At 45.4% G+C, this 13,129-nt stretch carries 13 protein-coding genes and 2 pseudogenes; all 15 read left to right on the top strand.

Features of this window, described 5'->3' with window-relative positions; translation table 11 throughout:
- Positions 1-755, top strand: a 755-nt coding sequence (locus ACLTD4_RS29985; protein WP_412331791.1) for a hypothetical protein, incomplete at its 5' end; no start/stop codon positions are given.
- Between the two features lie 242 nt (positions 756-997).
- On the top strand, positions 998-1,480 hold the full coding sequence (greA, locus tag ACLTD4_RS29980; protein ID WP_002600589.1) for a transcription elongation factor GreA: 483 nt from the start codon (positions 998-1,000) through the stop codon (positions 1,478-1,480).
- A 35-nt stretch (positions 1,481-1,515) separates the two neighbouring features.
- A pseudogene (lysS, locus tag ACLTD4_RS29975) lies at positions 1,516-3,006 on the top strand (lysine--tRNA ligase); the annotation flags it as partial.
- A gap of 271 nt (positions 3,007-3,277) precedes the next feature.
- Entirely contained in the window at positions 3,278-3,676 is a 399-nt protein-coding gene (locus ACLTD4_RS29970; protein WP_007858466.1) for a DUF6075 family protein, read from the top strand.
- 48 nt (positions 3,677-3,724) lie between these two features.
- The gene (locus ACLTD4_RS29965; protein WP_007858465.1) at positions 3,725-4,522 is read left to right on the top strand and encodes a ParA family protein; all 798 of its coding nucleotides are present in this window, start codon (positions 3,725-3,727) and stop codon (positions 4,520-4,522) included.
- Positions 4,500-4,859, top strand: a pseudogene (locus tag ACLTD4_RS29960) (ParB N-terminal domain-containing protein); the annotation flags it as partial. The gene ACLTD4_RS29965 and the pseudogene ACLTD4_RS29960, both read left to right, overlap by 23 nt.
- Before the next feature lie 676 nt (positions 4,860-5,535).
- Entirely contained in the window at positions 5,536-7,347 is a 1,812-nt protein-coding gene (locus ACLTD4_RS29955) for a reverse transcriptase/maturase family protein (RefSeq protein ID WP_040415343.1), read from the top strand.
- A gap of 81 nt (positions 7,348-7,428) precedes the next feature.
- A complete protein-coding gene (locus tag ACLTD4_RS29950; RefSeq protein ID WP_050814426.1) occupies positions 7,429-7,992 on the top strand; it encodes a hypothetical protein in 564 nt (187 codons plus the stop codon).
- 240 nt (positions 7,993-8,232) lie between these two features.
- Positions 8,233-8,787: a hypothetical protein gene (locus ACLTD4_RS29945; RefSeq protein ID WP_007858459.1), complete on the top strand. Its 555-nt coding sequence runs from the start codon at positions 8,233-8,235 to the stop codon at positions 8,785-8,787.
- 22 nt (positions 8,788-8,809) lie between these two features.
- The gene (locus tag ACLTD4_RS29940) at positions 8,810-9,094 is read left to right on the top strand and encodes a hypothetical protein (protein ID WP_007858457.1); all 285 of its coding nucleotides are present in this window, start codon (positions 8,810-8,812) and stop codon (positions 9,092-9,094) included.
- An 11-nt stretch (positions 9,095-9,105) separates the two neighbouring features.
- Complete coding sequence (locus tag ACLTD4_RS29935) at positions 9,106-9,636, top strand: hypothetical protein (RefSeq protein ID WP_007858456.1); 531 nt, start codon at positions 9,106-9,108, stop codon at positions 9,634-9,636.
- A 356-nt stretch (positions 9,637-9,992) separates the two neighbouring features.
- Entirely contained in the window at positions 9,993-10,445 is a 453-nt protein-coding gene (locus tag ACLTD4_RS29930) for a hypothetical protein (protein WP_007858454.1), read from the top strand.
- A 25-nt stretch (positions 10,446-10,470) separates the two neighbouring features.
- The gene (locus ACLTD4_RS29925; protein WP_007858452.1) at positions 10,471-10,707 is read left to right on the top strand and encodes a hypothetical protein; all 237 of its coding nucleotides are present in this window, start codon (positions 10,471-10,473) and stop codon (positions 10,705-10,707) included.
- Positions 10,708-11,119: 412 nt separating this feature from the next.
- Complete coding sequence (locus ACLTD4_RS29920) at positions 11,120-11,344, top strand: hypothetical protein (protein ID WP_320958940.1); 225 nt, start codon at positions 11,120-11,122, stop codon at positions 11,342-11,344.
- Between the two features lie 92 nt (positions 11,345-11,436).
- On the top strand, positions 11,437-13,129 hold a 1,693-nt coding region (locus ACLTD4_RS29915; protein ID WP_412331790.1), incomplete at its 3' end, for a hypothetical protein.

Raw genomic sequence — 13,129 nt, 5'->3', positions numbered from 1 at the left:
ACTATTACGCGGTCATCGATGGGGTGACCAGCAAGGGAAGCCTCGTCTGGCCAGGGGAAAAGACAGGGGGCCGATTCGCCAAAGATGTACTTCTGGAGGCGTTGGATACGCTTCCTGCGGATATGAATGCAAAAGGCGCTGTTTCTTATTTAAATGACGTGCTGCGGGAGGCCTCATTTCAGGCGGCGGAAAACCCGGAGGTACTGGAACGGGTGAGGGAGGAGCGGCCTCAGGCTGTTCTCATTGCATACAGCCGTATGCGCCGGGAGGTCTGGTGCTTTGGGGATTGCCAGTGTATGATCGGCGGCAGGCTTTACAGGAAGACGACGGTGATGGATGAACTGACCGCGGGTGTCAGATCGGCTTACAACCAGCTGGAGCTGGCGGCCGGAAAGACGCTTGAGGAGCTGGCGGAGCATGACACGGGGCGCGAGTACATCATGCCGCTTCTGGTGGGAGAGTGTCAGTTTGCCAATGGTGACGGGGAGTATTCCTACGACGTGCTGGATGGTTTTCCCATCCATGAAGAACACACCCAGGTGTATCCGGTCCGGCCAGGAGAAGAGGTGGTGCTGGCGAGCGACGGATACCCGGAGCTTTTCGGGAATCTTGCGGAGAGCGAAGCCGTCATCCGGGAGGTGAAGGAGACGGATCCCATGTGCATGTTCCGGTTTAAGGGACCGAAAGGGATTGCCCCGGGATTTCACAGCTTCGATGACAGGACGTATCTGCGGTTTATCCTGGAAGAGGATTGAAAATAAAGTGTGAGTTTATAAAAAAGCAGAATAAAATACATCGGAAATGGATAAGAATAGAAAACACATTTTTTATGTCCCGGATCGGGAAAGGAAGGACCGTTTTACAGCCGGTCAGGATTCTAAAAACGGAACTCGCATTTGCGAGGGAAAATAGGCGGAATTCTTGACAATCCGGGACGTTTAAGATATAATACTTTGAATGCGAAAGAGCGAGAATTAAACCAGGAGGAAGTAAAACCATGGCAGATAAGAAAAATATTTTAACATATGAAGGTCTTAAGAGATATGAGGATGAGCTTCAGAACTTAAAAGTAGTGAAACGAAAAGAAGTTGCCCAGAAGATTAAGGAAGCCAGGGAACAGGGGGACTTATCTGAGAACGCGGAGTATGATGCTGCGAAAGACGAGCAGAGAGATATCGAGCTTCGTATCGAGGAGCTTGAGAAGCTGCTTAAGAACGCAGAAGTCGTTGTAGAAGACGAGATTGATTTAGATAAGATTAACATAGGCTGTAAGGTAAAGGTTTACGACGTGGATGAGGATGAGGAGATGGAGTTCAAGATCGTGGGTTCCACAGAGGCGAACAGCCTTCAGAACAAGATTTCCAATGAGTCACCGGTAGGCCAGGCATTGATGGGCAAAAAAGCCGGCGATGTCGTAGATGTGGAAACCCAGGCCGGTGTGATCCAGTACAAGGTGCTGGAAATCCAGAGAGTGTCATAAGTCCAAAAGTCAAGTTCACAAAGGAGTGTATATAAGTGGCAGAACAGCAGAACCAGAACCAGGTTAAGGAAGAGGATTTAAACCAGTTACTGAAGGTGCGCCGCGATAAGCTGGCGGAGCTGCAGGAAGCGGGAAAGGATCCGTTTAAGATTACAAAGTATGATGTAACGGTACACAGCAGTGATATTAAGGAAAATTATGAGGAATGGGAAGGAAAGGAAGTTTCCGTAGCAGGACGTATGATGTCCAAGCGTGTGATGGGAAAGGCTTCCTTCTGTAACGTTCAGGATTTAAAGGGAAATATCCAGACTTACGTAGCCAGAGACAGCATTGGCGAGGAGTCCTATAAGGATTTCAAGAAGATGGATATCGGCGATATTGTCGGCATTAAGGGAACCGCATTTACCACGAAGACCGGTGAGATTTCCATCCATGCCACCAGCGTCGTTCTGCTGACCAAGAGCCTTCAGATTCTTCCTGAGAAGTTCCATGGCCTGACCAATACAGACCTTCGCTACAGACAGCGTTACGTGGATTTAGTCATGAATCCGGAGGTGCGTGACACCTTCGTGAAGCGTTCCCAGATTATCAAAGCAATCCGGGATCATTTAGATGAGCAGGGCTTCATGGAAGTGGAGACTCCGATGCTGGTTCCCAACGCAGGAGGTGCTGCTGCGAGACCGTTCGAGACCCATTACAACGCGCTGGACGAGGATGTAAAACTCAGAATTTCTCTGGAGCTGTATCTGAAGAGACTGATCGTAGGCGGTCTGGAGAGAGTTTATGAGATTGGCCGTGTATTCCGCAACGAGGGTGTGGATACCCGCCACAATCCGGAATTTACCTTAATGGAGTTGTATCAGGCCTATACGGATTACCACGGTATGATGGACCTGGTGGAGAACCTGTTCCGTTCCGTAGCCTTAAAGGTTCTGGGAACCGCAGTCGTGTCGTACGACGGCGTGGAAATCGATTTATCAAAGCCATTTGAGCGCATTACCATGGTAGACGCGCTGAAGAAATATAAGGGAATTGACTTTACGGAGATTCATACCGATGAGGAAGCAAAGGCACTGGCAGACCAGTACCATATTGCGTATGAGGCGCGTCATAAGAAGGGCGATATCTTAAGCATGCTGTTTGAAGAGTTTGTAGAAGAGAATCTGATACAGCCGACCTTTATCATAGACCATCCGGTGGAGATTTCTCCTCTGACCAAGAGAAAACCGGAGGATCCTGACTATACGGAGCGTTTTGAGCTGTTTATCACGAAGCGTGAGATGGCTAACGCTTACTCTGAGTTAAACGATCCGATTGACCAGAGACTTCGTTTTGAGGCGCAGGAAGTGTTAAAGGCCGCAGGCGATGAGGAAGCCAACTCCATGGATGAGGACTTCTTAAATGCGCTGATGATCGGTATGCCTCCGACAGGCGGCATCGGCATTGGCATCGACCGTTTCGTTATGCTGCTGACTGATTCCTATGCAATTCGTGACGTTCTGCTGTTCCCGACGATGAAGAGCTTAGAAAAATAAAAGCTAGGTTTTATGCGGGTTTGCGGGCTTTTTAAAGCCGGAAAAAACGGTTTATACATCAAAAATACATCAAATTTACATCACGATATGTAGAGATATGGAATCATATGGAATAGGGTATCTGGGTTAGTAGAATCAGGTTACTGGCATATTCAAGAAAAGGACATTTTCATTTTCGAGTGAAGGTGTCCTTTTTTGTTACTTGAATTGAGATGATTGTTCCAGATAATTCAGCATACTACATTAAAAAGAAAGGGATGATTTGGTGATTTTTAAGAATGAACAGCACGAGAGTTTTTATAAGGAGTATTTGGCAAAATGCAGATATCAGGACGTGTATCATGAGGCGCTGGTGTACTGCCTCGGGATCAGCGAGGATACCAGAAGAAACATCAATCAAATTTATGATTTCAAAACTGGATATGTAAAAACAGAGTGCCTGCACGAAGGCTGGCAGACGTTCGGAAGTCCTAAAATTATTCGTATGGCATTTAACTTGTATAACAACGGGACTCCCAGTGTCTACGACTATGATGATTCAGAAGAACAGTTGGAGGAATGCCAGAGATATACGGTTGAAGACTTGTTCTGCTGCGGATATGCGCCTTACTTCTGGCAGGCTGTCAAAATCAGGTATCCGGAATATTGCGGCGCTGCCTGAGATGGCATTGATGTAGCATATATGCGAGAAAAGAAACGGAGGTAAGATATGTGCAGGGTAATTACAATCGCCAGCCAAAAAGGCGGTGTGGGAAAAAGTACGACTTGTGTGAATCTGGGTATCGGATTGGCAAAAGAGGGAAAACGGGTACTCTTAATTGACGCCGATGCCCAGGGGAATATGTCGGCGTGTCTGGGAGTGGCGGAGCCGGATGAACTGGAGGTGACGCTGGTGAACCTGATGGAGAAGGTGGTGAACGATGAGCCGTGGGAACCGTCAGAGGGGATTCACCATCACGACGAGGGTGTGGATTTCCTTCCGGCCAATATTGAACTGGCCGGACTGGAAACCACCCTTGTAAACGTAATGAGCCGGGAAACAATCATGAGGCAGTATGTCAATGAAATGCGCCGGTCTTACGATTACATATTGATTGACACCATGCCTTCGCTGGGGATGATGACGATTAACGCCCTTGTGGCGGCGGACAGCGTTCTGATTCCTGTGGAGGCGGCGTATCTGTCTGTGAAAGGGCTTCAGCAGCTAATCAAAACCATTGGCCGGGTCCGTCGGCAGTTAAATCAGGGACTTCAGATAGAGGGGATTCTGCTGACGAAAGTAGACCGAAGGACTAATTTTGCAAAGGATATTTCTGAAAAGCTCCGTGGCGCCTACGGGGAGAAAATCCATATTTTTGAGAACTGCATTCCCCTTTCCATTAAAGCCGCTGAAACCAGTGCGGAGGGAAAGAGCATTTTCCTTCATGCACCCAGAGGAATCGTTGCGGAAGGGTACAAGGCGTTGACCAGGGAGGTACTTTCTTATGAGCAGCCGAAGTGCGGATAAAATTGTATTCACATCTTATGATGACCTGTTTGGGGAGAAACAGGCGGAAAAAGCAGGGGAGAGCGTACTGAACCTGCCGTTATCCAGTCTCCATTCCTTTAAAAGCCACCCATTCCGTGTGCCGGACGATGAAAAGATGCAGGAAACGGTTAAGAGTATCCGGCAGTATGGCGTCCTTGTTCCGGCAATCGTGCGGGAAGATAAGGTGCAGGGGAATTATGAGATCATTGCAGGACACAGAAGAAAACGGGCCTGTGAATTAGTCGGTCTTCCAGAAATGCCGGCGATTGTCCGGGACCTGACAGATGATGAGGCGGTTATCATTATGGTAGATTCCGTGCGCCCGTAAGGCGCTTGGGGTGGACACCCAAGCGGCGTGGGTCATTATGATTTTGCTCTGAGAAAGCAATAAGAAAAATTATCAAGTGTGAAAAACACAATCTTATCGCCAACAACTAACCTCGAGTGGAAACATAAAGGGGACAACAGCACGTTTGTAAAGGCACAAGTCAGCGAAGCTTCCAAGCTGCGACTGAGTGTCGAGGCGAAAGGTACTATATGAGGATGAAGGCTACACTGCTTGAAGGAAAGTCAGAGGCTGGAGCTAACCATCTCCACACCGAAGGGAAGATGTTACGGTGGTGCATTGGCGGATTAGTATTTTGCTGTCTGCAATCCGTGGGATAATCGGTGCAAGCTAGCCATAAGTAATGGAAAATGACGAAAACTCCCATACCGACAATAGTACAACTTATCATAATGATGCTAAACGGGGATTACCTAAACTGAAATGCCCATGGGCTATGAGTAATGCCGAAAGGTGATAAATCTCAAGTGTAAAAAACAAGAGAGATGACTCTGAATATTCAGCATGGTAACGGAGCCGTCGTAGTAGTCCGTGGACCTTGGATTGACAAGGATAGCCGTAAAAACGGAAGCGAATAATAACGCCCACATGGCGAAGGACGGCAATTTATCGTTCAATACTAAAACGAGGAAGGATGTGTGAGACATTGAGAGAACCAGTAAAGGTATTGAAAAGTCTTTCAGAAAAAACAACAAACAAAGAGTATAAATTCAAGAGATTATATCGGAATTTATACAACCCAGAGTTTTACTTCTTAGCCTATAAAAACATAAGCCAATCGCAAGGAAGTATGACACCTGGTGTAGATGGAAAAAGCTTAGACGGAATGAGTGAAAAACGTATCAATGCGCTTATAGAAAGTCTCAAAGACTTCAGCTATCAGCCAAACCCTGCAAGGCGTGTGTACATTGAAAAGAAAAATAGCACAAAGAAACGCCCGCTAGGAATACCATCAACAGAAGACAAATTGGTACAAGAAGTGGTCAAAATGATTCTTGAGAGCATATATGAGCCTAACTTTTCAGATTATTCCCATGGATTCAGACCTAACAGAAGCTGTCACTCTGCTTTACAGCAGATACAAAATCAGTTCACCGGAATCACTTGGTTCGTAGAAGGTGATATACATGCATGCTTCGACAGCTTCGACCATCATGTGCTAGTAAACATTCTGAGGGAGAGAATAGAGGATGAAAACTTCTTGGCTCTCATATGGAAAATGCTGAAAGCTGGATATATGGAGCAATGGGTGTACAATTGTACATTTTCAGGAACACCCCAAGGTTCAGGCGTGAGCCCTATGTTAGCAAATATCTATCTGTCAAAATTGGATGAGTTTGCAGAACGTCTAAAGAAAGAATTTAGCAAGGGCAAATCAAAGGATAACCTTGAATACTCACGAGCCGCAAGCAAGCTGTACTACATCAGAAGAAGAAACCGAGCAAACTGGGACAGTTGGAATGAGCAACAAAGAAAAGAAGCTCTGCGTCTGCAAAAAGATGCCATTAGCTATAAGCACAGCTTACCAAGTAAGCGAGCAAATAATGAAGACTACAAAAGTCTGGTCTACTGTAGATATGCGGATGATTTCTTAATAGGAGTCATTGGTTCATTCGAGGATGCCTCTGAAATAAAAGATAAATTCAGAGTATTTCTCGAGGATACTCTGCATCTTGAGATGTCCGAAGAAAAGACCAAAATCACGCATAGTCAAGATAAAGCCAGATTCCTAGGCTACGACATTACTACAGCCAAGAATTCAGCACTAATGTATGATTCAAAGCATCAGCTAAGGAAAACTCATACGGGCAGAATCAAATTATACGCTCCAAGGGATAAGTGGCAAGCTAAGCTAATAGAGTATGGTGCACTTAGGATTAGATATGATAAAAATGGCAAAGAAATATGGGATTCTCACCACAGAGGCAATATGGTTCACATGACCGATGTGGAAATAGTATCACAGGTGAATGCCGAGATTAGAGGTATGTATAATTACTATTCGATAGCGGAAAATGCAACAGTCATCAAAAACTTTGCATTCATCTTGGAATATAGCATGTATAAGACCTTTGGACTTAAATATCAAAAGAGCGTTTACAAGATACAGAGAAAATACCGTAGGAATGGAATTTTTATGGTTCCTTATAATACAAAGAAAGGGTTAAAATACTGTGAGTTCTATCATGATGGATTCAAGAAGAAACGCTACGCCTGTAGCTTCGAACCCGACCTCTTACCACAATACGTCAAGTATGATAATCCAAATTATTTGAGGACAAGGATTAAGCTGGGTGTATGTGAACTATGTGGAGAAAATCCAGGAGATATATGCATGCATCATGTGAAGTCTTTGAAATCAATCAAAGCGGACAATGAATGGAACACTATTATGTTGGCTAAGCGTCGCAAGACACTTGCAGTTTGTCCAAACTGTTATGCCATGATTACGAAATAACTGAAAGACTATGATAAATGGGAAGCCGTATACATCGAGAGGTGTACGTACGGTTTCGGGGCGAGGCTATGGAAACCTACCTTGGTAATAAGGCAAGGCGCTGTGGTCTTAGCCTACAATATCCAGAGGGAAGATATCCGTCCGTCTGAAAAAGCCTGGGCGTATCGCATGAAGATGGAAGCGCTGAGCCACCAAGGGGTCAAGGGGGAGGCATATACGGCGGAGCTTGTGGGGGAAACGGCTGGTGACTGTGCAAGAACGGTTCAGCGTTATATACGTTTGACGTATCTGAATCCGGAGCTGTTGGACTATGCGGACCAGGGGAAGGTAAGCCTTTCGGTGGCGGAAAGACTATCATTCCTAAGTGAGGAAGCGCAGGGCTGGGTACTGCAGAATCTTAACGGAAATACTGTGGTTTTATCCAAAAGCCGGGCCGAGACGCTGAAGGAGGAAAGTGAGAGAGGGATTCTGACAGAAGAGCGTGTAAGGGATATTCTAAACCAGGATGTAAAGCGGATTAGTATCACCATATCTGCGAAAAAGATAAAGGACTATTTTCCGCAGGATTACACGAAAGACCAGATGGAAGAGGTGATTTTTAAACTGCTTGATTCCTGGAGGGAAGAAATGTACCAGGATGCCTGACCTTATGACACAATGTCGCAAAGTCCATTGAGATAAAGATTATCCATTGACAGAGCTTTTAGGGCTGACCTTGCGACATTGTGTCGTAAAGCTCATTGAAATAGAGATGTATCCATAGTAGTAGGTGTTTATGAGCTGGCTTTACGACAATGTGTCGCAAAGTTTGAACCAAATTTATTTATTATTCTCCAAAGCAAATTGAATTAAGAACAATCAAATGAGTAATGGAGGATAATGATAATGGGAAAGACTGGAATCATTACAACAGAGAATAAAAACAATGAGGTTTACCATGATGTGATTACACTTTTTAAAATCTACCGTTCGGTATCCTGGCGTATGCAGGTCCAGATTGGACAGGTGAAGCACAGGTTCCAGAAGGAATACGGAACGGACGTGGACGAATTTCTGGAATCTATCTATCATGCGGGGATGGATATTAATAATGACGAAGCAAATATCCGTTCCCGTGTGGAAGCCATTGGCAGTTCAAATAAGTTTTTGAAGCTGATTGACGAATCTGTGGATTTGATGCGGCAATACCATCCCCAAGGGGAAAAGTATTATTGGGTTTTATACTATACCTATATGTCGGCTTACAAGCCCATGAACATTACGGAGGTTATAAGCAAGCTGGAGCCTCATTTGCCCCAGACTATAAGGATTAACCGCAGTACCTATTTCAGGTGGCGGGAAAGCGCCCTGAAGGCCGTAGAGGGTATACTGTGGGGGTATGAGGAGGAGAGCCGGAACCTGTTAGAGCACTTCAGGGATACCTGGGTAATCGAGAAGTGATTTTGTGGAAAGAAGGGCGTTTATGAAGAAAATAAAGAGAAAATCTGTAGAAATGAGAAGACCAGATTATAAGTTCTGCCACTATTGTGACAGGAAAGTGAAACAGGAGGAAATTATCTGTCCATCCTGCGGACGGTCGCTGGTTAGGAGCTTGAAGGGGATGGGAAAGGCGGAATTGTTAGCGGAGGAAAGCGAGTCCTGTTTCTGTGGTTCCCAAAAGCGCCAGGGGAGTCGGATATCATTTGAACAGGTTGCAGAAGAGCTGGAAACCAGCTTTGCAGTCGGAACGATATTTAAAAATACATAAGGAGCATGGAGATGAACGATAGTAGAAATGTGAGCGTCATACATGATTTAGAGGGAAAAAAGATTGTGATAATCCATGATATCCGATTCCGGGGAAAACGCAAAATTAACTGGAAAGAGGTTGAACAGTACTTGAAGCGCTATATCGGAGAGGTTTATGAGATTATGGATTCAGCAGACATTGTCTATGTGGGGAAAGATTTTGCAGACGAATACAGCGGCTCCCAGGACACGGCTCGTTTGAAAGGCGCACTGGCTAAAGCAAAGGCGAATGCATCCCAGGGGATTCCCGAACTGATTGAAACGGCGGAAAACCGGAGGCATAAAGGTAATTTGAATCCAAAACATCAGCGGGACGCAAAATTTGGCTGGTACCGTTATGATTCCAGATTCGGGCTTCCGGTTTATGGGGAAGATGGGGAATTGGAACGCTATAACATATTCCATGTGGAAATGCTGATACGCCATGACGCGGATGGAAAGAGGTATCTGTATGATGTGGTGAATATAAAAAAAGAAACAGGCACCCCGCTTGAGCAATAGCTGTACGGTTACAAACCCATCTCTTTCTTTAATCATATAGGATATGCTGAAAAAAGTCAAGTACAATATATTGATTTAACACATTGACAATATCTATATATAGTGTTAATATAATCTTGTATTGATTTATATAGCTTCGGCAGCTTGCAGGAGATATAAAAAATTTTGTTCCCGTCTACGTGGGAGGGAAGCGGTCAGGCAAAAAAGAACCGCCTGAATGTTTCTATTTGTCTATATACTTGGAATGACGCTCATTTTTTTATAAATGCGGCGTCTTTTTTGTTGGGCAAAACGGGAGCAGTGATACGGAAGGAGGGCAGAAGAAACCTAAAAATGATTTTTAATGGGAGGCAGGAATGAAGAAAGATAAGTTTAAGAAAATGAAGCTCCAGATTCAGACATTGGATACCGTAGACGGAATAGAAAATTGTGTGCTGCTTCTTGAATGTGTTAAGCTGGAATGGCCAGAAGCAGTGAATATTTCTATGGAATCCACGCAGCAAAGTAAAACCCGGCAGGGGGATGGCACTTTGGTTGTGGAATTGGATGCCAGAGGAATTCAATCAGATGATGGGGAAATGAAGCATTTAAGGACAGGAAAACAGGCGGAGATTCTAGATTACCACTATTTTAAATCCAGGCTGGTGGGGACGATTGTGACGGATGTGAAAGCAGAAGTCTTTGATTTCTCCAGAAGGCAGAAGATTCCATTTACGGTAAAAAAGCTGGAGTTCAATTTTGCAAATGGAAAAAAGGTGGATTTGACAGACCGGGTCAGCGTATTGTCGCTGGATCAGTTAGCCGCTTGAAAGTTGAGGAAAGGATGGTGCAATTATGAGGAATAGGGAGATACAATCAAAACATCTGGTACGGGCGCGAGGAGAAGTGCAGTTTCCAATCAAAGTGGGTGAGGAAGCGTATTACCGTCAGGGCGACCGTTTGATTTGGACGGATAAGGTGAAAAGAATCCTTGAAATTGCCGCTGATTATGTGAGGTTAGAAACTACGGCTTATTATTACATCATCGAAAAAGAAAGAACCGAGGCATCAGCGTTAAGTCTGGCTGCCTAACAGAATGCAAATTACGTGAACGCCTCAGAGATTTATGGGGAAACAGGAGTGGGCCAATAATGAGACTATATTGGGACGAGGCGTGCATTGACATGAGATTTTGCAGAATTTATAATGATATCATCGGTTTTTATGCACAGGAAAACTTGTGGGGAGCCATGAAAATCTGAAACAAAATAACGCACAGAAAAGCAATCACATCCATGGTGGTTGCTTTTTTTGTGCCTGAAAGAAGGTGAGGGAGCTGCATTTTAGAAAAGCAGATGAATCTGCAGAAAGCAGGAAACAGGAACCGGGATGGACAAGGCGGCTGTCATGTCTGGCTGTACAGGGATACCTGCTCTGGGGTATAAACATTTTAATGTGCCAAACCACTTATGCGGCAGATATTTTTGATATTGCTAAGAGCGCCATGCAGAAAGTCTATTCCGATGTGGCAGGGCTTGCAACAGTGGGCGCAGTCGTATGCGCGTCCATCTGTCTTTTCTTGATGAATTTTTCTAAATCAGGAAAGACCGTTGATGAATCAAGAGCGTGGTTAAAGCGGATTGTGGTGTGTTGGGCCGTTCTGATGACACTGGGAGCTATTGTAACTTACATGGAGGCGATTATTCCGCAGCAATCATTTACACCGTAGAAAATAATGAAACCGTAACATAACAGCAGTAAAAATGCCGGAGCTCCCCCGGCAAAGGAGGTGAAGGATACCCTGAAAATGGGGAATGACAGATGGGATGGTTATTAGAACTTTTATTTGAGGCGATCCGGGAATTGTGTTCCCAGTTTATTATAGACATGATGGATATAGCGAGCGGAATGTTTACCGAGATTTTATCCTGCGATTTGGACTTGTTTGAAGAATTATTTGGGGTTGTGGGAAGTTTGTACCAAAATGCAGTGCTGCCAATTGCAGTTGCACTGCTTCTCATGATATTAACCTGGCAGGTGTTTAAATCCATGTTCGGGAAGTTGGGGGTAAACTCTGAAGATCCGCTGGAACTTGTATTCCGGTCAGGATTTTGTCTGTTTATGCTGGTCTATGCAAGAGATATCGTGAATTATGTTCTGGAGGTGGCGGGAACGCCTTACCAATGGGTCGTGGGGACAGGAATCACAGTGGATTCTTTCAGTGGATATGTTTCCGCCGCAGAGGCAGCGGTATCAGTGTTGGGGACAGATGCGTTAAGTATATCTCTGCTCCTTTTAATCATGCACTTTGTGGTAGCGTGGAACTATTTTAAGCTGTTGTTTATTTTGGCAGAAAGGTATGTACTTCTGGGAGTGCTTTCCTATACAGCACCGTTGGCTTTTGCTACCGGAGGGTCTAAGGCAACTAACAATATTCTTGCATCTTGGTCAAAAATGTTCGGTGGACAGGTTATGATTGTGATTTTGGATGCCTGGTGCCTGAAAATGTTTCTGGCAGGCTATGGAAACCTGATGGCAAGCGGATATGGATTTACTCGTTTTTTTGCCGCTACTATGTGTCTGATTGGCTTCTGCAAGATTGCGGGAAAGCTGGATTCCTATATGGCTTCCCTGGGCGTAAGCATGGGCAGGACAATGGGAGGTTTAAGTGGTCTGGGTGCTCTTATGATGGCAGGGCGCCTGTTGTCGGGCGGTGGACGCGGAAGAAATGCCAGTTCGGCGGCGTCTGGTTCCGGCCATATGAATTTTGGAAATGGAAGGCCGATTCCCATGGGAGGCACAGGAGCGTCTGCATCGGCAGGCGTTATGTCCGATATGGACGGAAACATGAAAGATGGAGCTGGCTCTGGGATTGGCGGAATGGATGCCGGGAATATGGCAGATGATTTTCAGGGCATGGAGAATCAAAATCTGGATATGGGAGATGGATTCGGTGTATTCCAGATGGATGACTCCGCTTTGACAGGTCAGAATCTTCCTTTTGGTACGCCGGATGATGAGAACGGATTTGCACAAGGAGCAGGTGACGGCATGCAAGAGGTTCCACCGGCTACGGAGGAAGAGGGGACGCTGGCCCCTATGGAATCGGAAAGTGGAATTCCCATTGGAGATACAGGTATGGATCCGTTTGAGGAAGAACCTTTATCCGCAGGAGATATGGCAGAGGGAGGAGAACTTCCTCCTATGGAAGATATGGAGAACGGAAACCAGGTTCTGCCGTTTGGAAATGTGGAAGATATGACCGGAGGGATGGAAATTGGAGAGAGTGGCAATGCTTTCGGTCAAGAAAATGCTTCGGAAGCCACGGGTCTGGAACTGTCTGGAGAGAGTGCTGGAATTGGGGACTTGCAGGATAATATGGATAGCAGAATTGGGAGTGAGACAGAAGGTGCGGCTTCTATGGGAGACGGGGCAGTTGGATCCGGGACGTCTTCTTATGGAGGAACGCAGGAATCCTCTGTTTCTGGTTTGTCAGCAGATAACTTCGATACAG

Source organism: Hungatella sp. (assembly GCF_046966825.1).
This window is presented reverse-complemented; position numbering and strand designations above follow the sequence as displayed.